This is a genomic window from Myroides odoratimimus (genome assembly GCF_001485415.1).
GTDB lineage: Bacteria > Bacteroidota > Bacteroidia > Flavobacteriales > Flavobacteriaceae > Flavobacterium > Flavobacterium odoratimimum.
In genome coordinates, this window is the sequence record NZ_BCMQ01000001.1 from 84,301 (window position 1) to 108,448 (window position 24,148).

Sequence of the window (24,148 nt, forward strand, 5' to 3'; positions counted from 1 at the left end):
AGAAATTAAGGATATTTATCTTCGCCATAATGTACTTAAATGACGAGACAGACTAACTATTGATATGATAGGCTAAGTGACTTATATCTAATCTCTAGTTTATATCTTTGGAAGCAAAGTAACCCCTGAAGTACCTCTGAGCGCCTTACCCAAAAGCAAAATCAGAGGCTTCGATGTTATCTACGCAGTTATTCCAGAAGAGTTCGAAGAACAGGTATTAAAAGCAATCGCTAACAATATATAATCAAAAAGCTACAAGATATCTTGTGGCTTTTTTTGTATCGTATCGTTTACGCCTATTGTATTTCTAAGCCTGCGAAGAATCTCATGCTTATTGTCGAGGATTTATAATCCGTGACTTACACTACTCCACTCCCAATATCCATTCTGAGCCTGCGAACACCCCCATCCTACACATCCGTTCTCGTTGTCCTTCTGAGCTTGCGAAGAATCTCATTCTACATGATTGTAGAGTTACGTGTGAGACCCTTCCTATCGTCAGTGTGACATAGATAACGAATAAGTAACCTTAAATCAGTGACTTACAGAATTAACTCAATAGACTCGTTGGCGCGGATTTATAATCCGCGACATCACATTACCCAAAAATTTAAAAACACTTTTTCTTCTTTTCGCTCTTATTACAGCCAAAAAACAAGAATACCCTCTCTAATTTCTCTTATTTCCTTCACTTGTCTCCACTTGAAGAAAACCAATCCTGCTAAAAGGTTCCTTTTTTCTAATTTTTTTTAATTGCATAAAAACATTATAGATTGTATATCAGTCATTTATTAAAAACAGAAATCACACCAACCATTTGACAAAGTCAGTAAAACTGAACCATAAGAGCCTTTTCTTGGGCAATTATAGGACAATACTAGGATGATAACGGGGTTAAAGCAACTTTTGCTCAATAATAGTCCTTTTATACTTCTTCTATTCTTCTTTTATGAAAACGATAGGTGATTATAAGATATTCAAAATAAGCTCTATAGAAGGCGAAATCATTCGCTTTGATATTCTTCATTTCATGTCCTCATTTTTATAAAGTGTGATGTACACTAGGACAACTTCTTTTATCGATTGTTTGAACAGTTAAATAATCATATATCAGTATTTTATACCTTGTAATAACCAAAAAAAGAGATAATCATGGCAGAAATCAAAGAAGGAATATTAGGCGCTGTAGTAGGAAAGGTAGGAACCGTAGTGGGCGTACTCTGGAGAGGGAGAAATATACTCCGCGCTAAGCCGCTAAAATCAAGTAAAAAAGCGACGGAAGCACAGTTGAAACAATGGGATAATATGAGTCTCGTCTCTACCTTTGCGAGTAAATTCAAGGATTTTGTCAATGCGCATTGCCCTGCGGTGTACAACGGAGAGAAATGGATGACAGGAAAAGAACAAATGATCTCTAGGCTGATGAAACAAGGCATCACAATGCATGAAGGAGAGCAATATGTACAAATAGACAAGGTGCTGCTCTCTATCGGAACCCTAGCTCCTGCTGTGATCAAGAAAATCAATAGATTAAAGACAGGTAAGCTAAAAGTACAGTGGGATAATCATCTGATTAATCCGCTGACGCTCGATACAGACGCACTAACGATCATGGCGTATCACGAAGAATTAGATAAATTCATGACTATCCCTACTATCGGACAACGCAAAGATAGATATGCTCACTTCGCTCTACCAAAAGAATGGCAAGAGGGGAAAGTCTACCTGTGGAGTATGTGGAAAGCAGAAGATGGTAGTGTACATAGTACAAGTTGCTTTCATGGGATCTTAGAAGCAGAAAACGGGGAACAGAAAACAGGGAACGAGGGAACTGGATTTGAGGAAACGGGGAACGAGGGAACGGAGAGTATGGAAACTGGGAACAGAGAAACTGGGAACCGTGGAACAAGTAACAAGGGAACAGAGAATGAGAAAAATGAGAACAGAGAAACTGGGAATAGGAGAACTGAAAGCGAGAGAACACTTGTACCTACAGCTGATAATATAATTGAATCTTCACCTCCTAACTCTCTTATGGAAGAAGAGTCCACAACTAAAAAAGAACTACCACCTGGGCTCATCCGTCAAGTCAGAAAGAAAATCATAAAAGAAATAAAGTCAAGAGAATATTCTTCGAGTAATAATACGCATGAAGGGGTTATTTATGGAGCGCGGTCTGTCTTAGAAGCACTGAAGGCTGAGGAGAGATAGAGGGAGTGATAAAATGAATATTCCTACCTACTTTACTACGATCCTATAAGTTGTAATCATCTTACAGTTAAATCATCATGCCTTTTACTCTTCTCTTTTAAAAGCAAGTTGATAGACATTACCATTGGTATCCATACCTAAGAGTCCTCCTTCCTGAGAGCGTTCTATCTCGATATAAAATCGAATACCTAGACTGTCACTCGCTATATACCCAGCACCGACATCTCCTTTTAGTTTTACTTCACCAGTATAATGCAAGCCTTCGCGATCCATCCCTTCCACAAGAAAGAATGATAATTCACTTTCTTTTTCATTTGGGGTATATTCCATTTTCTCTAACTTCTGGTAATCATCAATTCCTTTAGGATCCTCTTTTACTTTTTTGCAGCCTAATAAAAGAAAAAGCCCTAGTATAGATAAAACACACTTTTTATTATTTATAATCAACGACATAACATTTTTTTCTTAGCACGAAAATAGGCATACTAATACTCTTCACCCACCACAAATAAGTAAAGCATGGCTTTTTCTTAGTAAACCATTCATACTAATGGTTAAAACGATTTGAAAATCAGTAATGTTCCACCTATCTTTGCCTAAAACCAAAATAAATAATAGATAAATAGCACTAACTAAGTGTATCCTATCCTGCTTTTATCACCTCTAATATCACATTAGAACAATGATAATAAATAGTCATAGTTACACCTCTGCCTTTATTTACTATCTGTTTTGGGTTAAAAACATAACTTATGCGTAATATACTTTTCCTATTTATTTTTATCACACAACTATCTTGGGGACAAAAAACAGAATATCAAGAAGGTGACCTTATTTTTCAAAACATAGATTGTGGTCCCTTATGTGATGCTATTAATGAAGTAACTTTTGGTTATAATGATTTAAATTTTAATCATATGGGGATGGTTATAGAACACGAGGGTAGTCTACAAGTCATAGAAGCTACTTGGCCTGAAGTATGTATTACGCCGATGGAAGACTTCCTAAACAAAACAAAAGAACCTATGTACATAGGTCGTCTAAAAGGTAAACTGACTAAACTAATTCCTGCTGCAAAGGAATTTGCTATAAAACAAGTAGGTGTTCCTTATGATGTCAATTATCTATATGCTAATGGTAAATACTACTGTTCAGAACTTATCTATGAAGCCTTTAAAGCATCTAATAAGAATAAAAGTTTTTTCTATCTATACCCAATGACGTATAAGTCAAAGTACACTAAAGAAACATTCCCTGTATGGGCAACATACTTTGAAAAATTAGGACAGACTATACCTGAAGGAGCACCTGGATGTAATCCTGCTGGAATGTCATTAGACCCTAGGCTAAACATCATAGGTCCTATCGTTAGATAGTTTTACTCTCTATGTTTAAAACATTACTTTATTGATTACAGATCCTTCAGTGAGGCTAAAATCATTTATTTATAACTAAAAAACGCTCTTTCAAAAATTTGAAAGAGCGTTTTTTAGTTATTATTCAAAAGAAGTCATTAACTCGATTACTTCTTTTTGTACTTCATGTCCTTTATCTTTCGTGTACCACTTCTGTAGTTCTACTTTACCAGCTTCGTCTACTACACCATGAGCAGCTTTATAATCTGTCACTACTTTTTGTCCTAAAGCAGGTCTTGGACCCCAGTGTCCTAATACTTTTAAAGTATCTTGTTCTACAATGATCATCTTTGGGATAGCTCTACCTCCATTCGTTAAGAATGCATCCATCAGTTCTAGATTCTTATCTCTCAATACTAATCTCATCTCAATATTAGGAGCTACTTCAGCCATCTTATTAAGAATAGGTACAATCTGAGCTGCATCTCCACACCAACATTCCGTTATCACTATCCAAGTGTACTTTTTCTTTAAGCTAATTAACTTATTAGCTACTTCTTCTTCTACCTTCATGGTCTTGTCTAAACGGTGAAGTCTAGCCTCATTTAGCTCTGCATAAGCTAAATAATCGTCGCTTAGCTCTAGAGAAGCTTTATCATTAGTCAGTGCATCAGTAACAAATTGTCTAAATTCAGTATAACTAAAACTTTTGTCAATGTATTTTGAATCAATGTTTATCATTTTGTGTACTTTTATTGTTTGTTATTACCAAAGATAAACCTTTTACAGCAAATAAAATGATGACAAAAGTCAGAGAGGTAATTTGTCCAAGCAAATTTAACACCTAAGCGACATGTTTAGACCGTTAATAGCTTAGGGTAACGTATTTCTTAATAGAATAGATCATTTTAGACGTGCTTAATAATTTAAATTATGATACATAAAACCAAAATCGGATTAGTGTTATCAGGTGGTGGTTATAAAGGAATAGCCCATGCAGGAGTATTACAGTTTTTAGACGAACAACATATCAAACCAGACTATCTAGCAGGTACTAGTGCAGGCTCTATAGTATCTTCATTATATGCAAGAGGCATAGAACCTAAAGAGATATTAATGTTCTTTAAATCTGTCAATATCTTCAACTGGCAACACTTCACTCTAAAGAAAGCAGGGTTAATGGATGTAAACGCATTTGATAAATACCTAAACAAAGTATTTGGAGACTTAACCATTGGTGAATTAGACATTCCTGTTTACATTAATGCTACTGATATCGTCAATGGAAAACTGCACGTATTCACTAAAAAAACAAAAGTAGTAGATGCAATCCTTGCGTCTAGTGCCTTCCCAGGTATATTCTCACCTTATCAGATAGGTAATAAAATATATAGCGATGGAGGAATTATCAATAACTTCCCTATCGAGCTCCTAAAAAGCAAATGTGACTATATCATCGGAAGTAATGTGACACCTATTCAACAAGTAAGTGCTGATAGTCTAACGTCTATACGATCTGTAACCTTCAGAGCATATGAACTGATGACAACAATCAATAATGCTAAGTTAAGCAAACTATGTGACTGGCTTATAGAGCCCAAAGAGCTTACACTCTACTCTACCTTCGAACGCAGTAAAAAGAAAATGGATGAGATTTATGACTTAGGATATCAAACAGCCAAAGAGACATTCGAAGAGAATCAACATATTTTTAAAAAAGCTATTCCATAGAAGCATATAATCTTTATATTTGCAAAACTTTAAAAATATCTTTCAATGAAGTACAAAAGAATTCTACTAAAATTAAGTGGAGAAGCCTTAATGGGAGATCAACAATATGGTATTGATCCTAAGAAATTAGCAGAGTATGCTGCTGAAGTAAAAAAAATTCACGATTTAGGTGTTGAAATTGCGATTGTAATAGGTGGAGGAAATATTTTTAGAGGCGTTGCTGGAGCAAATGTAGGAATGGACCGAGTACAAGGTGACTACATGGGAATGCTTGCTACCATTATCAATGGTATGGCATTACAAGGAGCATTAGAAGCTGCTGGAATGTTAACTAGATTACAAACTGCCTTAAAAATAGAGGCTGTAGCAGAACCTTATATCAAAAGGAGAGCTGTTCGTCACTTAGAAAAAGGAAGAATCGTAATCTTCGGTGCTGGTACAGGTAACCCTTACTTCACTACTGATACAGCTGCTGTATTAAGAGGAGTAGAGATTAACGCTGATGTAATCTTAAAAGGAACAAGAGTGGATGGTGTATATACTGCAGATCCAGAAAAAGATCCTACAGCAGTTAAATTTGAAAAAATCTCTTTCAGCGATTGTTTGACAAAAGGACTAAATGTAATGGATACTACAGCATTTACTCTAAGTAGAGAGAATGAATTGCCTATCGTAGTATTCGATATGAATAAACAAGATAATTTATTAAAAGTTTGCCAAGGAGAAGATTCAGTAGGAACTACTGTATCCGTAAACGTTAATTAATCTATAGTTATGACAGAAGAAATCAATTTAATAATCGACGCTGCCAAAGAGTCTATGGACAATACTGTAGCTCACTTAGAAAAAACATTATTAAACATCCGTGCTGGGAAAGCATCTCCACAGATGTTAGGAGCAGTATTCGTAGACTACTACGGATCACAGACTCCACTATCTCAAGTAGCGAATGTAAATGCAGCTGATGCACGTACATTAACAGTTACTCCATGGGAGAAAAACATGTTACAACCTATCGAAAAAGCGATTATGATCGCTAATCTAGGGTTAAATCCGATGAATAACGGAGACAACATTATCATCAATATCCCTGCATTAACAGAGGAGAGACGTAAAGACTTAGCTAAACAAGCTAAATCTGAAGCAGATGATGCTAAAGTAGGTATCAGAAATGCTCGTAAAGACGCAAATAACGATATCAAAAAAGAAGAGAAAAACGGAACATCTGAAGATATCTGTAAAGATGCTGAAGAAAGAGTTCAGAAATTAACTGATGGTTTCGTAAAAAAAATAGATGATATTCTAGCTGTAAAAGAAGCAGAAATCATGAAAGTTTAAAAAAATCCGCAAGTATGCGGATTTTTTTTTGTCATATACTTTCTAATTAGAGAGTTGTTATTGCGATATCCTTATTTTTATCGGAAACAAAAGTTACCACACTCATAATCAACACATTTTACTTATCTTTATAGATAACTAACACCAAAATACATTGATTATGAATACAACAATCTATTCACCAGAAGAACTCAAAAAGATAGCACCTGTATTTGGTCAACTATCCTTTGATAATCACGAGCAAATCATGTTCTGCCATGATAAAGATTCTGGTTTAAAAGCAATCATCGGTATACACAACACTACATTAGGTCCTGCATTAGGTGGAACACGAATGTGGAACTACACATCAGAGTGGGAAGCTCTAAATGATGTGCTACGCCTCTCTAGAGGAATGACTTATAAATCTGCTATCTCTGGACTAGACTTAGGAGGAGGAAAAGCTGTAATCATGGGAGATTCTAAAAAGGATAAAAGCCCAGAACTCATCAAAGCTTTTGCTCAATATGTCAACTCTCTTAGTGGTAGATATATCACAGCTGAAGACGTAGGGACTACTACTGCTGATATGGATCTAATCCATACCATTACACCTCATGTGACTGGTATATCAGAAAGTCTAGGAGGATCAGGCAACCCATCACCAGTGACTGCTTATGGCGTATTTATGGGATTAAAGGCTGCAGTACATTATCAGTTCGGATCAGATAACCTAGAAGGCAAAAAAGTGCTAGTACAAGGAATAGGTAATGTCGGCGAGACATTAGTAAAACACTTAACTGCTAGTGGAGCTATAGTTACAATCACAGATATCAATGAAGAGAGAGTAGCTGAAGTTGCTAAAAAATACAATACTGAGATATTTACAGGTACAGACCTATACTCAGAAGAAGTAGATATTTATTCTCCTTGTGCCTTAGGAGCAACTATCAATGATGATACTATCGAAAAAATCAAAGCAAAAGTAATAGCAGGAGCAGCTAATAATCAATTAGCAATAGAAGCTATACACGGCAAAAGACTACAAGAACGAGGTATCGTCTATGCTCCCGACTTTTTAATCAATGCAGGAGGAATTATTAATGTTTTTGGTGAGATTGTTCATTATGGCTTAGATGAAGCTTTAAAACGCACTGAAAACATCTATAACACCACGTTAGAAGTTCTTAATTATGCTAAAGAGCACAATATTACTTCTCAACAAGCTGCTATGAAAAAAGCGGAAGACAGAATCAACAAAAAGAAAAACGCTAAATAATCGTTTAAAAAGCAGTCTATGGTTAGGCTGCTTTTCTTTTGCTTCTCCCTTCTAACACTCGTTCATTACATAGTTCTCTACTCTTCACTACGATTAGAGCACTTCTATTCCTTATCTATAATCGACGAATTCTTTATTCTCTCATAATTATTACCTCATTATGACAATTTCTTTATTCCATAATACACAATATTTTACTATTTTTGCAAGTATTTGAAATTGTCTAAATAAGACACTGATTATTAAAATTATAAATCACGATGAAACATACGAAAATTAACGATCTACTGGCAGGCAAAGGTCTACTCCATGAAGTTAAAGCAAAAGGATGGGTAAAAACGTTTAGAAACAACCAATTTATCGCCTTGAATGATGGATCTACGATTAACAATATTCAATGTGTTGTTGATTTAGATAAGTTCCCAGCAGAGTTGTTAAAAAAGATTCACACAGGAGCTGCAATCTCAGTTAGAGGAACATTAGTAGAGAGCCAAGGGGCTGGTCAAACTGTAGAAATACAAGTTGAAAATCTTAAAGTATATGGAGAAGCTAATCCAGAAGAGTATCCGATACAACCTAAGAAACACTCTCTAGAGTTCTTACGTGAGAATGCTCACTTGAGAATCCGTACAAATGTATTTGGAGCAATTATGAGAGTGCGTAGTGTTTTATCTTATGCTGTACATAAATATTTCCAAGAAAATGGATTCTTCTATTTCAATGCACCTATCATTACAGGATCTGATGCAGAAGGAGCAGGAGAAATGTTCAGAGTAACGAACTTAGACTTAAATAATCTACCTCGTACAGAAGAAGGAAAGATAGACTTCTCACAAGATTTCTTTGGAAAGACTACTAACTTAACTGTATCTGGACAATTAGAAGCTGAGACTTATGCTATGGCATTAGGTTCAGTATATACATTCGGACCTACTTTCCGTGCTGAGAACTCAAATACATCTCGTCACTTAGCAGAGTTCTGGATGATCGAACCAGAAGTTGCGTTTAATAACTTAGACGACAATATGGACTTAGCAGAAGACTTTATCAAATATGTAATCAACTACGTATTAGATAAATGTGCTGATGACTTAGCTTTCTTAGATAAGCGTTTACAAGATGAAGAAAAAACAAAACCTCAAGCTGAACGCAGTGAAATGAGTCTATTAGAAAAACTTCGCTTCGTAGTAGACAACAACTTTAAGCGTGTTAGCTATACTGAGGCTGTAGATATCTTAAGAAACTGTAAGCCTAATAAAAACAAAAAGTTTAAATATATCATCGATGGATGGGGTGCAGACTTACAAAGTGAGCATGAGCGTTACTTAGTAGAAAAACACTTTAAGTGTCCAGTAATCTTATTTGACTACCCAGCTGAAATCAAAGCATTCTACATGAGAATGAATGAAGATGGTAAAACAGTAAGAGCAATGGATATCTTATTCCCTGGTATCGGAGAGATCGTAGGTGGTTCGCAAAGAGAAGAGCGCTACGATGTTCTTTTAGAGAAAATTGAAAAAATGGGCATTGACAAAGAAGAACTTTGGTGGTACCTAGATACAAGAAAATTCGGAACAGCTCCTCACAGTGGGTTTGGACTTGGTTTTGAACGTCTTGTATTATTTGCGACAGGAATGACGAATATTAGAGACGTAATTCCTTTCCCTAGAACACCGCAGAACGCAGAGTTCTAACATCATAATACCTTTATAAAAGTGTTTACTTTATCACATATTTTCATTAAATTTGAAAAAGATTATGTTTTAAAGTAAACATTTTTTTTATTTGTAATTAATATTCAAAAGAATGCTTAAACAAAGTTTACAACTCAAATTATCTCAAAAATTATCTCCTCAACAAATCCAGTTGATGAAGTTAATACAATTACCCACTTTAGCTTTTGAACAAAGGCTGAAGGAAGAGCTAATTGAGAATCCTGCGCTAGAGACTGGTAAAGAAAATGAGTCTACAGACGTGGATGAATTTGACAATGACTTTGAAGACTATGACAATGAGCGCATAGAAGCAGAAGACATCAATATAGATGAATATCTAAGTGATGATGAAACTCCTGACTATAAATTACAAGCGAATAACTACAGTAAAGATGATGATGAGTACGAAATGCCTATCATCGCACATGAATCATTTCATCAAGATCTGTTAAATCAATTAAACACCTTCATGTTAAATGATAGCGACAGAAAGATTGCAGAGTTCTTAGTGGGAAGTATCGATGATATGGGATACTTAAGACGTGAAACTCAAGATCTAGTAGATGACTTAGCATTCACTCAAGGTATCTATACTGACGAAGAGACTGTAGAAAGAATATTACTAATCGTACAAGAACTAGACCCTGCTGGTGTAGGCGCTAGAGACTTACAAGAGTGTCTTCTGTTACAGTTAAAACACAAAACACAGTCAGATGCTGTAGATCTAGCTACGGAAATTATAGCAGATCAATTCGATGCTTTTACAAAAAAACATTACGATAAACTATTACAGAGATATGGTGTTTCTAAAGAAAAACTTAGAAACGCTATCGATGAAATAGAAAAACTAAATCCAAAACCAGGAGGAGCTTATATCGGTAATGAACGCACTATAGAACATGTAGTGCCCGACTTTACAATTAAGATTAATGAAGGTGAACTTGAGCTTTTATTAAATGGAAGAAACGCACCTGAACTTCACGTCTCTAAAGATTATCAAGAGATGCTACAGTCGTATAAGGAATCTGCAAAATCTTCTAGTGCACAGAAAGATGCTGTACAATTCATCAAACAAAAGCTAGATGGTGCTAAATGGTTTATCGACGCAATAAAACAGCGTCAAGAAACATTATTTGTAACCATGCACGCTATCGTTGAATACCAAGAAGAATACTTTCTGACAGGAGATGAGACCAAACTAAAGCCAATGATCTTAAAAGACATTGCTGATTTAGTAGGACTAGATATCTCTACTGTATCTAGGGTAGCTAACAGTAAATATGTAGACACTCCTTATGGTACTAAACTAATCAAGAACTTCTTCTCTGAAGCAATGGTTAATGATCAAGGTGAAGAAGTATCTACGCTAGAGATTAAAAAGATATTACAAAACATCATCGGTGAAGAGGACAAGAAAAAACCTTATCCTGATGACAAACTAGCAGAGTTACTTAAAGATAAAGGCTATCCTATCGCTAGACGTACAGTAGCCAAATATAGAGAGCAATTAGACATTCCTGTAGCGAGAATGCGTAAACGTATTTAATACTGATTATTAAATGAAAAAAACAGCGAAATTATTCTCTTATATTTTTCATCCAATAACAGTCCCTTTCTTAACGACTTTATTGTATTTTTCATTGGCTCATTTCTACTTTTCTTCAGTAGAAATGTCTATTATATTAGGGCAAGTTCTAATTACGACCTGCCTATTGCCTATATGCATATACTTTTTGTTGAGATCTCTTAAGCTTGTCAATACTTCTGTTATGGTCAGCTCAAGAAAAGAGCGTATCATCCCTTTTATCATTAACATTGTTTTATTGTTTATGCTAAAGGATTATATTCTATATAACAATAGTGCTTATACAATACGCTTATACATTTGGGGGTTAATGAATAGTTATCTCCTACTTCTATTATTTGGGTTACTAAAACAGAAGTCAAGTGTCCATATCACTACATTAGTTACTAGTTTTATGTTTTACATTCATGTACTAGTGGAACTACAACAACCTAATATTATCGGGGTAATTCTTTTCGTCTTTTTAATCGGGATAGTTGCTTGTTCTAGATTACTACTTAGAGCACATACATCTAAAGAAATTATTCAAGGTTTTTGTATTGGGATTATACCTTCACTAGTCTATATTTTTATCAACTATAAAATATAGAACATTACTCCTACATTTAGAAGTCTTAGTTTATTAGAATCCCACTTCAATACCTCATCTTTATATACATTATTCAATCCATAATACATATAAACATTCCATGTATTAAATCCTGCTGATAGATAAACTCCATACAACCATTTATTCACATTAGGATCCCCCTTAAATGTAGCAGAGTAATCACCTGTAGTGGTTTTCGTACGATCTCCAAAAACATAACTAGCCTTAAATCCTAAATAAACACGCCAAAACTTATGACTATATGGTGTTGAGTTTCTCCAACGAAGCTCAATAGGAAAATCAATAGCATGCAATGATAAACTACTTTTCTTATAAGAGCCTAAAATAACATGTTCATTATCTGGTGTAATCCCAAGATTACCTCTTAAGTTTAGATACGAGTATCCTACTCCAGGTGCTATAGCCACTGTTCTAGATTTATTAATAGGAAAATCTCTTAAAAAACCTCCATTCATTCCTATAGATACAGAACTTGGAGAAAAACCAGCAGGTTTATCTTGCATTAAAGTATGTGTGATACCGAAGTAAAACTGATCTTCTCTATATTTAAAATCAACTGTTTTTAAAGAATCCTGAACAGTTTCATTTATATTTTCGTTTGACTCAATATATTCTTGTCCATGAGCGATAAAACTGCTCAACAATACAGTACCTATAACTAGTAATTTTCTCATAGCTTCTTAGAATTAAAACGCGTAAGTTAATCCTACTCCTAAAGTTTGTTTAAACTGCACCTTAGGGCCTTCCATAACCTGCACACCATCTCTCACAACTTTATTCTTTACATTATCATCATAAATCATATACGTTCCTACATTAGCACGTACATAATCATTAACCTTAAGGTCTAACTTCATCTCAAACATGACATTTACATTACCAAAGTTGTTTAGATAATCACTATACAAAGTTAGTTTATGTTGATAAAACATATTTTTAAATATCTCTCTCTTCCATTCACTACTCAATAAAAAACCTATCTCAGCTTTATACTTAGATCCACGTCTAATAATATTACCTAAGTCATCTTTCTCTGCTTTAGTCACACCGAATGCTCCTTGATCTGCTAATGTCTGATCTAAAACGAATGTTGCTTTATGCGTTAATGGTGAAATATAAAACTTCATCTCTGTCTTAGGATCTATATACTCCGCTCCGACCCCGACGAATAAGTATGCAGGAGCAAACCAAGCTGATACAGGATTATCAGTATCAGGATAATTATATCCGTTGGTAAACTGCGTTTTGAAGTTTAGCTTCGCTACATAATACCAATCCGAAATTGCAGAAGACTTATACCCAAAAGCAGAGTTTAATTCTAATACATCATCTGTCTTACGAGATTCTCTTCCAGACTGCTTATTAAGACCATATCTTAAATTTAATGTATTTTCCCATAATAATCGCCCCTTAATATACTTACGTCCAAATTCTCCTTTTAAAAGTCCTGAAATAGAATTATCTCCTCCAGCACTCCAATTGACAAAAGCAATCTGATTAAAGTCTAACCCTAAGCGATTTTCTTTTTCCCAATAACCTATTATCTCGTTGTTAATAGGTAAAAGACTTAAATTTATATTAGGATTATAATTAGTCTTTATCTTATTCATTTTAGGTTTCTTTCTCTCTACATACACTGCAGGTTTTAAGAAAGGTTCTCCTCTATCATTCTTATCGTATATAATCGTCCCTCCACTATAATCTTTATATGGAATCACTCCCATTAATGGATTATATGGGTTCTCTTCTATACGCAAAGTATCTTTCTTTACATTTTGAACATTCTTATTTTCTGGTTGTTTACTTTCTGTCGTTTCTTGTCCATACGTCTGTAAACAACTCCCTAATACAATTAAACCAAGTAAACCTTTCTTAATCTTTCCCAAAACTTAATTCTTTATTATTGCAACTATACTTTCTGTATCTATTCCACATAACTGTTGTTGTTCTAACACAGTTGCATGTTCTATAAATGTATCTTTTATTCCTAATATTTCTACCGCAATATGAGGATAATACTTGGTAACAAACTGGCTTACTATACTACCAAAACCTCCTATTACTGTTCCATCTTCTAATGTCACTATCCTTTCATGCTCCTGACAGATACGATGTAATACCTCCTCATTCAATGGTTTTACAAACATAAAGTGATAATGTGACCACTCAGTACTATCACAAAACTCCATTGCTCTAACTACATTATTACCAATAGTTCCTGTAGAGATAAATGCAAATTTATCTCCTTTTTTGATTTGAGAAACACTTCCGACATTAATTTTCTCAAATGGCAATTTCCAAGAATATTCAATAACACCTTTTCCTCTAGGATAACGTATTGCTATCGGATGGTTTAGACCTAATTGAGCTGTATATAATAAATTGCGCAACTCTAACTCATTTAAAGGTGCTGCAATAATCATATTAGGAATGCAATTTAAATAAGCAATATCATACACCCCTTGATGTGTAGCACCATCCTCCCCCACTAATCCTGCTCTATCTAAACAAAATATAACAGGAAGATTCTGTAGAGCTACATCATGGATTACCTGATCATATGCACGTTGTAAAAAAGTAGAATATATAGCACAGAACGGTATTAGACCTTCTGTAGCCATACCTGCAGCTAATGTCACAGCGTGTTGTTCTGCTATCCCTACATCTATTGCTCTATCTGGATAGGCATCCATCATAAACTTTAATGAACTACCCGTAGGCATCGCAGGAGTAATACCTACTATCTTATCATTAGCCTCTGCAAGCTCGACCAAAGTCAATCCAAAAACATCTTGAAACTTAGAAGGAAACTCGCTTTCTTTTTTAGGTATTAACTCTCCTGTGTCTTTATTAAACTTACCAGGAGCGTGGTATTTTACCTGATCTTCTTCTGCTTGTTTTAGCCCTTTTCCTTTTGTTGTAATAACATGTAGAAACTTAGGCCCTTTTATATTCTTTAATCTTTCGAGTTCTTTTATCAATCTAGGTAAATCATGGCCATCTATTGGTCCGTGATAATCAAAGTTTAGAGACTTAATCATATTATTTGCCCGTGGATTACTTCCATCCTTTACTGCTGTCAAATAATCTTTTAATGCGCCTACACTAGGATCTATACCTATAGCATTATCATTAAGCACCACCAGCATATTAGTATCTGTCACACCAGCATGATTCAATCCTTCAAACGCCATTCCTGACGCAATAGACGCATCACCAACAACGGCAATATGACATCTATCTTCTTCCCCTTTTAACTTAGCTGCGATAGCCATACCTAAAATAGCAGAAATAGCAGTAGAAGAATGTCCTACTCCAAAAGCATCATAAACACTCTCCTCTCTTAAAGGGAATCCACTAATACCACCTTTTTGTCTATTGGTATGGAATGCTTGTTGTCTACCTGTTAGTAGTTTATGCCCATATGCTTGATGTCCAACATCCCAAACTAAATTATCGACAGGAGTATCAAATACATAATGTAGTGCAATCGTTAATTCTACCACTCCTAAGCTCGCTCCTAGATGCCCTTCTTTACTAGCAACTATATCAATAATAAATTCTCTCAACTCCACAGCTAATTCTTTCAATTCTTCAATTGTAAGTTTCTTTAAGTCAGCCGGAGTATTAATATGTTCAAGTAAGTTTTTAGACATTCTAAATAAAATAAAAACAAAATTACAATTTTGTTTTTACTTTTGAGTTTGCATTTATGTTAACACAAAAGAATGGATACATTTTTCAATGATGAATATTTTATGCGCATTGCTTTAAGCGAAGCAAAAGAAGCGTATGATAAGGGAGAAATTCCAGTAGGAGCAATCGTAGTTGCCAATAACCAAATTATAGCTAAAAGTCATAATTTGACAGAGCTATTACACGATGTAACTGCTCATGCAGAGATACAAGCTATCTCTTCTGCTGCTAATTACTTAAACGCTAAATATTTGAAAAACTGCACTTTATTCGTAACTTTAGAACCTTGCCAGATGTGTGCAGGAGCCCTTTATTGGAGTCAAATAACCAAAATTGTTTATGGTGCATCTGATGATAAAAGAGGATATAAAGCCATAGGAGGACAACTTCACCCTAGAACAGAAGTAGTCTCAGGTGTTCTTGAACAGGAATGCACTGCTTTAATGAAATCGTTTTTTGAAAATAAAAGAAAATAAAAAACTGCTTATAACTATGAAATTCAGAAATCTACTTATCCTCATCTGTTGTGCATTTATAGCGCTCCAGTCTTGTAAAAAGAATGGGGATTTAAATGTCAACTTATCCAACCCTAAGCTTTTTAGTGAATATATACTAGCTTTTACAGCAGGTGTTATCTCTACTAAAGATCCTATCGATATCAGTATCCCAAAAAACTGGAAAAACTGGGCTCCTAATGAGGAGTTGGACAGCGACCTATTTACAATCACTCCAGCTGTAAAAGGAAAAGTAGTCTACTTACCTACAGACGTGATCCGTTTTATCCCATCTGAGCGATTAAAACAAGATCAGAGGTATAATATTACTTTTCATTTAGACAAAGTTACAGAGACAGAAGATGCACTAAAGAACTTCTCTTTTATGGTGATGACTGTACCTCAGACATTCCATACACAGTTATTAGACCTTCAGAGCGTATCAGATACAGAATATGTACTTAATGGCGTACTGACTACAAGTGATTGGTTAACTACTGCTGATGCTAAAAAAGTATTAACAGCAGTACAAGAAAAAAAGAACTTAGATCTAAAATTTGATAGTGATGATAAAACAGAAGCTAAAGAATTTAAGTTCACAATCAATAAGATTAAGAGAACCCCTTCAGAATCATCGATTGATATCGTTATCAATGGTAAACCTGTAAATAACGCGGCTAAAAGCACTGAAGTACACACGGTACCTCAACAGAATTACTTTGATCACTTTAAGGTTGAGCCTGTTGTAGATGACGCACAAGCTTTTTGGATTAACTTTTCGAACCCTCTTAAGAAGAATCAAGACTTTAATGGTTTAATAGACTTAGAGAATAACGATGCAAAACTAACTTTCTCAACAGATGGAAACGTCTTAAAAGTATTTGCAGACAAACCGTTACAAGACAAAATTAATATTAGAATCAGTTCAGGTATTGAAGATAACAAAGGAAATAAAACGCTGACTACAGAAGTAGTAGAGCTAAACTTCGGTATTCCTAAACCTGATGTACAACTGATCAACAGTGGTACAATATTACCTAGCTCAGAAAATTTAAAAATAAACTTTAGAGCTACTACACTAAAAGCTGTAGATGTAAAAGTTTACAAAATATACGAAAACAATATTCTTCAATTCTTACAAGAGAATAATATAGATGGAAAATACAGCCTTAACAGAGTGGCTGATCCTATCGCAAAAACTACGATTAAACTGACAAATGCGAATCCTAAAGCATTAATGCAGTACAATACTTATGCCTTAGACTTATCTACTCTTATTAGTCCTGATCCAGGAGCGATATACAGAGTGGAGTTCTCTTTTGATCGTTCGTATTCATTATATGGGTGTGCTGAGAGTCAAGACAGCGAGACTACAGATGAGGATATAGAAGAAAATACAGATGAGGAACTAAATCAAGATGATGAGTATTATGATGATGATTACTACTATTACTATAACTGGAGTGAGAAAGATGACCCATGTTCTCAATCTTACTACTACTATCACGAGAAAGCAGCTACTAATGTATTAGCTACTGACTTAGGTGTAATCATTAAAGGTGGTAATAATAATATCTATACAACAATTGTTACGAATCTGATTACAACAGATCCTGTTGCGGCAGCGACAGTAGAATTCTATACGTATAGACAACAATTAATTACTTCTGCTAAGACTGATACTAACGGTATTCTTATTGTTAACCTAGAGAAAAAGAAACCTGCCTTTGCTATTATAAAAGATGATAGAAATACAACTTATGTAAAAATAGATGAGGCAAACTCTCTATCTATGAGTAACTATGATGTAGATGGTACTACGTTACAAAAAGGTATCAATGGATATATCTATACTGAAAGAGGAGTATGGAGACCAGGAGACAACATTTACCTAGATTTCATTCTTGATGATCTAGCTAATCCTCTACCTGCTAACCACCCGATCAAACTAACTTTCTCTGATCCTTACGGGAAAGTAGTAGATCAGATAGTACAGAAAAAGAATGCTAATAATCACTATGCTTATGTCTTAAAAACAAACCCTGAATCTCTTACAGGGAATTGGCAGGCAGTTGTAAGTGTAGGAGGTGCTAAATTCTACAAGCAAATTAAAATTGAAACGATAAAACCGAATCGTTTAAAGATTAAAAACACAATCGAAGGCAAAACTGTTTACAGCAATAGTAACAGTGCTAGAGTCGACTATAATGTACAATGGTTACAAGGAAGTGTTGCTAAAAACCTAAAAGCAGAAGTAACCCTAAAGTTACTTCCACAAGCAACAACTTTCTCTAACTATAAAACATATTCGTTTAGTAACAGCTTGAGTTCTTATGGTTCTCAAGAGATAAATGCTTTCTCAGGATCAACAGACTTTGAAGGTGACTTCTCATTTTCTGTTAATCTAAATAATATACCAGAAAACACAGGAATGCTAAAAGCAATCTTTACTTCTAAGGTATACGAGAACGGAGGTGATGTATCTACTGATGTATCTACAGCTACGATCTCTCCATACAATACCTATGTAGGGATAAAGGCACCTGATGCTAATAAATATGGTTATTATCAAACAGACGAACCTCTTAAATTCTCTTTTGTAACTTTGAATGCACAAGGGGCTCCGAAGTCTCATGATATCAACGTAACTGTTTATAGAAAAAAAGGGTATTGGTGGTGGAGCTCTAATAACAACGGAGCTTCTAGCTACAGTAGTTCAGACTACTACTCTGTGTATAAAGATGCGGTAGATTACACGACATCTTCTAACGGTACAGCTACTATGTCTCTGACTATTCCAGAACAGGATTGGGGTACTTATGAGATTGTAGCGCGTGATAAATACGGTAAACATATTGCCTCTTCTGTGGTATATGTAGACTACCCTTATTGGTCTGGTAAAACCAAACATTCACAAGGAAAAGAAGCTACAGTATTAGCCCTAGCTACAGATAAAAAAGATTATAATACAGGAGAGAAGATAAAACTATCTTTCCCATCTAGTGAAGGTGGTAGAGCATTAATCTCTATAGAGAATGGATCTACTGTATTAGAGACACATTGGGTGAAAACTCAAAAAGGAGAAACGACATTCGAAATCGCTACTACAGAAGCGATGTCGCCTAATGTATATATCAATGTATCTGCTATACAGCCACATGCTTCTACGTTAAATAACTCTCCTATACGTATGTATGGAGTAGCTCCTATCAATGTATACAATAAGAAAACTAAGCTAGAGCCTGTTCTGACTATACCTGACAAACTAAAGCCTGAACAAGAATTCACTGTTCAAGTAAAAGAAAAGGCAGGTCAAAAAATGACTTATACTATAGCGATAGTAGAGGACGGTCTACTAGATCTAACACGTTTTAAGACTCCTAACCCTTGGGATAACTTCTATAGCAAAACTGCTCTAGGTGTGCGTACCTGGGATATCTACGACAACGTTATTGGAGCTTATGGTGGTGCTATTAATCAAGTATTCAGCATAGGGGGAGATGAAGACCTTGGAGCTGGTCAAGTGAAGAAAGCAAATAGGTTTAAACCGGTTGTTATCCACTTAGGACCATTCGTTCTTGATGGAGGCAAAACTGGAACTCATAAAGTAAAACTACCTAAGTACATAGGATCAGTTCGTACGATGGTAGTTGCTTCTAATGTAGCTACTAAAGCATACGGAAGTGTAGAGAAAACGGTCAAAGTAAACAACCCTCTGATGATATTAGGTTCTCTTCCTAGAAGAGCTGTACCAGGAGAGAAAGTAACGCTACCGATCACAGTATTCGCTATGGAAAGTCATGTGAAAAATGTAACTGTAAAAGTAAAAACAGATGACAAGTTTAAGATTCAGAATAATGCTACACAGGAAATAACATTCAGTGAACCTGACGAAAAAGTAGTGTACTGTGACCTAGAAGTACAACAAAAAACAGGTATTTCTAAGATAGAAATAGAAGCTATATCTGGTAAAGAGAGAGCTACTTATGTAGTAGAGTTAGATGTACTAAATCCTAATCCTGTCACTGTGAAGACAGAAGATATCGTATTAGAACCAAACAGTACAAATAAAATCGAATGGGAGAAGTTTGGAGTGACAGGTAGTAATAAAGCTACTCTAGAGCTATCTACTTTCCCTGGTATTAACCTAACATCTAGATTAAACTTCTTGATTAAATATCCTCACGGATGTAGTGAGCAGGTGACTTCTGGAGTATTCCCTCAGATCTTCTTAGAAGACTTAGTTTATGTAAGTAAGAGCAAAAAAGAAAGTCTACAGCGCAATATCAACGAAGGGTTAAAGACATTAGCTCAACGTCAGATGGCAGATGGTAGCTTTAGATACTGGAGCAGTGATTCTTATTCTGATGACTGGACTACTTCATACATCTTACACTTCTTAATCGAAGCTGAGAAAAGAGGATATGCACTACCTATTGGAAGTAAAGCTAATGCAATCGCTTATCAACAAAAAGCAGTAAGATCATGGTCATACAGCAGTCGTTATAACAATGATATTGCGCAGGCTTATAGATTATACACATTAGCACTAGCAGGTAATGCTGACTTAGCTTCTATGAATAGGCTAAGAGAGACTACAGGTATTTCTGCTGATACGAAGTTACGTCTAGCAGCAGCCTATGCTTTAGCGGGTCAAAAAGAAGCTGCTAATAAACTAATAGCAAGCTCACCTATTATAGAGAATAATCAATCTCAGTATTACTATTATGGTTCTTATGAGAGAAGATTAGCTATGGCATTAGAAACACTTATTCTGACTAAATCGAATAATAAGTTAATGCATGAATATGCAAACACATTGGCAAAAAGATTAGGTTCTAATACATGGATGAGTACACAGAGTACAGCATTCGGACTGAACGTAATCTCTGCTTATGTAAAGAATAATAAATCAAAAGAAGGTATCAATGTAGACTTCACAAATAACGGAACGACTACAAATGCTACAACAAAAAACAATATGTATGAGTATGACTTTAAAACGATATCTTCTACTAATGAAGTTAGTTTAGTCAATAAGAACACATCTACTGTTTATGCTCGTGTGGCTTATAGTGGTATCCTTCCAGTAGGAAAAGAATTGACAGACGAAAGTAATATCAGTATTCGCACCTCGTTTAGAGATGCAAGTCAGCAAGTAATTAACCCTACTCAGTTGAGCCAAGGAACAGAGTTCTCTGCTTATATTACGATTACGAATACTACTGTTAACAGTATTGATAATGTAGCATTGACACAGATTATCCCATCTGGATGGGAGATTGTAAACCTGAGATACACAGATGCTGGTGAAGTGAGTAATCCTGTACAACACACAGATATCAGAGATGACCGTTCTAACTTCTACTTCAGTCTTAATCCAAGAGAGACAAAGACATTAAGAGTGGTATTAAATGCATCTTACCTAGGTAAGTATTATATGCCAGGAGTCTATGCAGAAGCGATGTATGACAATTCATACAGATGCCGTACAGCAGGACAATGGATAGAAGTAGTAAAATAATAAATAGACAATCATTAAATAAATACAGGGAAACAAAATTCCCTGTATTTTTATTTTATATGAAATTGAAACTTAACTTGAATTGGAAAACATGGTCTTTAAAGAGAAAAGTGATGACAATCATCGCTTCTATTCTCTTAGCACTCTATTACTTTTCGCTTCCTAGCGAATTGTTTACTAAACCCTATTCCACCGTAATAGAAAGTAATGATAATAAACTTCTTGGCGCACAGATAGCCACTGATGGACAATGGCGTTTCCCAGAAGTAGACTCTGTACCTCATAAGTTTAAGGAGTGTATTATTGCCTTCGAAGACGAATACTTTTACTATCACTGGGGAGTTAACCCCGTGTCAATGATAAAAGCCTTTAGAGCTAATCTTCAGTCTGACAAGGTAGTCAGAGGAGGAAGTACACTTACACAGCAGACTATTCGTCTATCTAGAGATGGTAAGAAACGAAGCTATTCAGAGAAACTTATTGAAGCGATACAAGCTACTCGCCTAGAGTTTAAGTATAGTAAGGATAGAATATTAAGCCTATACGCATCGCATGCCCCTTTTGGAGGTAATGTGGTAGGTATAGAAGTAGCAGCTTGGCGTTATTTTGGGACAACACCAGAACAGTTATCTTGGGCAGAGAGTGCTACATTAGCAGTGTTACCAAACGCTCCAAGCTTAATATACCCAGGAAAGAACCAAGAAACATTACTTAAAAAAAGAAATGCCTTACTGAAAAAGTTACTAGACAAAGGCACTTTTGATGAGAGCACCTATCTACTAGCATTAGAAGAGCCTCTACCTCAGAAGCCTCATGAGCTACCTCAGATAGCACCTCACCTATTACAGTATGTAGCTAAGACAAATAGTCAAGAGAGAAATCATACTACGATAGACTATAATATTCAACAACGTGTCAATGATATCGTGAAGGGGTATTATTTTAATTATAGTCAAACAGAAATCTATAATATGGCTGTTATCGTCATAGATGTAGAAACACGTGATATCATCAGCTATGTAGGAAATACCCCTACTACAGTACAACATAAAAAAGATGTAGACATCATCCATGCACAGCGCAGTACAGCGAGTATCATTAAACCCTTCTTGTACGCGAGTATGCTAGATGATGCAGAACTCCTACCCAAAACATTAGCTGCTGATATACCTGTAGTGATATCGGGCTATAAACCTGAGAACTTTAATAGCTCTTATGAAGGAGCAGTACCAGCAGACGAAGCCTTATTTAGATCACTAAATATTCCTTTTGTATTAATGCTTCAGAAATATGGTATCTATAGATTCTATAATCAATTGCAAAACTTGGGCTTTAAATCTATTTCTAAACACCCTAATCACTATGGTCTATCCCTGATATTAGGAGGAGCGGAGAGCAATCTATGGGAGATAACGAAAGCATATACAGGACTAGCTTCTACCCTTAACTATTACAATAGAACAAAAGGTCAATATAGAAGCAACGAAATACAAGACTTAAACTGGAATAAAAACATTCAGCTTGACTTTGGACAGGATAGCAAAGAGAAAGCACATCTTGGCGCAGGAGCTATTTACAACACTTTTAAAGCACTTACACAAGTTAATCGACCAGAAGGAGATGAAGCATGGAGATACTATGACTCATCGCTTAAAATAGCTTGGAAGACAGGTACAAGCTTTGGAGGTAGAGATGCATGGGCAGTCGGTGTTAATAAAAAGTATGTAGTAGGTATCTGGGTAGGGAATGCCTCAGGAGAAGGTCGTCCATCTATCAGTGGAGTGCGTATGGCTGGTCCTATACTATTTGACGTATTTAATTTATTACCACGTACGAGCTGGTTTGAACAACCGTTAAACGACATGGAAGAGATAGAAGTATGTACCCAATCAGGATACCTAGCTGGCCCATACTGTGACAAGAGAACAGAACTAGTACCTTATCGTGCTAAAAAGACGGAGCTATGCCCTTATCACAAACTTGTTCACCTAGATCAGTCAATGAGCTATCAGGTCAACAGTATGTGTGAACCCATTGACAATATCATGAATCAACCTTGGTTCATCTTGCCTCCGACTATGGCTCACTTCTATAAGCGACATCACAGTGATTATAAGGACTTACCTCCTTATAGACCTGACTGTATAGATTATAGCACACAGAATACGACAGAGTTTATCTATCCTAAGCACAATGATCTAATCTATCTAACTAAAGACTTCTATTCTAATGTGCAGCCCTTTATAGCTAAAGCAGCGACTAGCAATCCTGCCAAAACACTATACTGGTACCTAGATGAAGAATACTTAGGCGAGACTTCATTATTTCATGAGCAAGCTATACAAGCAGATCCAGGCATACACTATTTAACCATAGTAGATGCTGATGGAAATACTAAAACGATTCAAATCACATTAGAACTCAGTAGCCCTAAATAAAATAGAGGAGCTAAACATAGCTCCTCTACTCATCACTCGTACTCAAAACAGCTTCTCTTCTTCTTTTTCTATTTTATATCTGTATGCTTATTCAGGATGATAAAAATTTCTAAATCATACGAGTAAACAACAAACACTTATAGTAAAACCTTTTATATGACTAAATTACTTTTTTAAGAGTTTAAAAAATTAT

The 24,148-nt window shown here is 35.4% G+C and carries 17 protein-coding genes; 12 read left to right on the top strand and 5 right to left on the bottom strand.

Features of this window, described 5'->3' with window-relative positions:
- The first annotated feature begins 1,152 nt into the window (after window positions 1-1,152).
- Window positions 1,153-2,211 (top strand): DUF6266 family protein, encoded by a 1,059-nt coding sequence (locus tag MODO_RS00360; protein ID WP_006257380.1) that lies wholly within the window; start codon window positions 1,153-1,155, stop codon window positions 2,209-2,211.
- 84 nt (window positions 2,212-2,295) lie between these two features.
- Here MODO_RS00360 and MODO_RS00365 read toward each other — a convergent pair whose 3' ends face one another.
- Window positions 2,296-2,664 (bottom strand): hypothetical protein, encoded by a 369-nt coding sequence (locus MODO_RS00365; RefSeq protein ID WP_006257381.1) that lies wholly within the window; start codon window positions 2,662-2,664, stop codon window positions 2,296-2,298.
- A 299-nt stretch (window positions 2,665-2,963) separates the two neighbouring features.
- Between MODO_RS00365 and MODO_RS00370 the strand changes: the two genes are divergently transcribed.
- Window positions 2,964-3,587 (top strand): YiiX/YebB-like N1pC/P60 family cysteine hydrolase, encoded by a 624-nt coding sequence (locus MODO_RS00370; RefSeq protein ID WP_006257382.1) that lies wholly within the window; start codon window positions 2,964-2,966, stop codon window positions 3,585-3,587.
- A gap of 120 nt (window positions 3,588-3,707) precedes the next feature.
- Here the strand turns inward: MODO_RS00370 and MODO_RS00375 are convergent, their stop codons facing one another.
- Window positions 3,708-4,307 carry a thioredoxin family protein gene (locus tag MODO_RS00375; RefSeq protein WP_006257383.1) on the bottom strand — a complete coding sequence of 200 codons (600 nt, stop codon included), beginning with the start codon at window positions 4,305-4,307 and terminating at the stop codon, window positions 3,708-3,710.
- A gap of 192 nt (window positions 4,308-4,499) precedes the next feature.
- Here MODO_RS00375 and MODO_RS00380 point away from each other — a divergent pair, with 192 nt between their 5' ends.
- The 7 genes from MODO_RS00380 (at window position 4,500) to MODO_RS00410 (ending at window position 11,782) form a co-directional block, all read left to right on the top strand.
- A complete protein-coding gene (locus MODO_RS00380) occupies window positions 4,500-5,297 on the top strand; it encodes a patatin-like phospholipase family protein (RefSeq protein WP_006257384.1) in 798 nt (265 codons plus the stop codon).
- 45 nt (window positions 5,298-5,342) lie between these two features.
- Window positions 5,343-6,062: a UMP kinase gene (pyrH, locus tag MODO_RS00385; protein WP_006257385.1), complete on the top strand. Its 720-nt coding sequence runs from the start codon at window positions 5,343-5,345 to the stop codon at window positions 6,060-6,062.
- 9 nt (window positions 6,063-6,071) lie between these two features.
- On the top strand, window positions 6,072-6,635 hold the full coding sequence (gene frr, locus MODO_RS00390; protein WP_006257386.1) for a ribosome recycling factor: 564 nt from the start codon (window positions 6,072-6,074) through the stop codon (window positions 6,633-6,635).
- A gap of 160 nt (window positions 6,636-6,795) precedes the next feature.
- Window positions 6,796-7,893: a Glu/Leu/Phe/Val dehydrogenase dimerization domain-containing protein gene (locus MODO_RS00395; RefSeq protein WP_006257387.1), complete on the top strand. Its 1,098-nt coding sequence runs from the start codon at window positions 6,796-6,798 to the stop codon at window positions 7,891-7,893.
- Between the two features lie 260 nt (window positions 7,894-8,153).
- The gene (asnS, locus tag MODO_RS00400; protein WP_006257388.1) at window positions 8,154-9,587 is read left to right on the top strand and encodes an asparagine--tRNA ligase; all 1,434 of its coding nucleotides are present in this window, start codon (window positions 8,154-8,156) and stop codon (window positions 9,585-9,587) included.
- Window positions 9,588-9,699: 112 nt separating this feature from the next.
- A complete protein-coding gene (gene rpoN / locus MODO_RS00405; protein WP_006257389.1) occupies window positions 9,700-11,154 on the top strand; it encodes an RNA polymerase factor sigma-54 in 1,455 nt (484 codons plus the stop codon).
- A gap of 223 nt (window positions 11,155-11,377) precedes the next feature.
- Window positions 11,378-11,782 (top strand): hypothetical protein, encoded by a 405-nt coding sequence (locus MODO_RS00410; RefSeq protein ID WP_230456705.1) that lies wholly within the window; start codon window positions 11,378-11,380, stop codon window positions 11,780-11,782.
- Here MODO_RS00410 and MODO_RS00415 read toward each other — a convergent pair.
- The 3 genes from MODO_RS00415 to MODO_RS00425 are packed head-to-tail and all read right to left on the bottom strand — an operon-like array spanning window position 11,770 to window position 15,459.
- Window positions 11,770-12,477 (bottom strand): porin family protein, encoded by a 708-nt coding sequence (locus MODO_RS00415; protein WP_006257391.1) that lies wholly within the window; start codon window positions 12,475-12,477, stop codon window positions 11,770-11,772. The genes MODO_RS00410 and MODO_RS00415 overlap by 13 nt on opposite strands.
- Window positions 12,478-12,489: 12 nt before the next feature.
- Window positions 12,490-13,689 carry a DUF3078 domain-containing protein gene (locus MODO_RS00420; protein WP_006257392.1) on the bottom strand — a complete coding sequence of 400 codons (1,200 nt, stop codon included), beginning with the start codon at window positions 13,687-13,689 and terminating at the stop codon, window positions 12,490-12,492.
- Window positions 13,690-13,692: 3 nt separating this feature from the next.
- Window positions 13,693-15,459: a 1-deoxy-D-xylulose-5-phosphate synthase gene (locus MODO_RS00425; protein ID WP_006257393.1), complete on the bottom strand. Its 1,767-nt coding sequence runs from the start codon at window positions 15,457-15,459 to the stop codon at window positions 13,693-13,695.
- A gap of 72 nt (window positions 15,460-15,531) precedes the next feature.
- Here MODO_RS00425 and MODO_RS00430 point away from each other — a divergent pair, with 72 nt between their 5' ends.
- Genes MODO_RS00430 through pbpC form a run of 3 tightly spaced genes read left to right on the top strand, consistent with a single transcriptional unit; the run spans window position 15,532 to window position 23,955 of the window.
- The gene (locus MODO_RS00430) at window positions 15,532-15,975 is read left to right on the top strand and encodes a nucleoside deaminase (protein WP_006257394.1); all 444 of its coding nucleotides are present in this window, start codon (window positions 15,532-15,534) and stop codon (window positions 15,973-15,975) included.
- Between the two features lie 16 nt (window positions 15,976-15,991).
- On the top strand, window positions 15,992-21,517 hold the full coding sequence (locus tag MODO_RS00435) for an alpha-2-macroglobulin family protein (RefSeq protein ID WP_006257395.1): 5,526 nt from the start codon (window positions 15,992-15,994) through the stop codon (window positions 21,515-21,517).
- Window positions 21,518-21,576: 59 nt separating this feature from the next.
- On the top strand, window positions 21,577-23,955 hold the full coding sequence (gene pbpC, locus MODO_RS00440; RefSeq protein WP_036496803.1) for a penicillin-binding protein 1C: 2,379 nt from the start codon (window positions 21,577-21,579) through the stop codon (window positions 23,953-23,955).
- The last annotated feature ends 193 nt before the right edge of the window (window positions 23,956-24,148 follow it).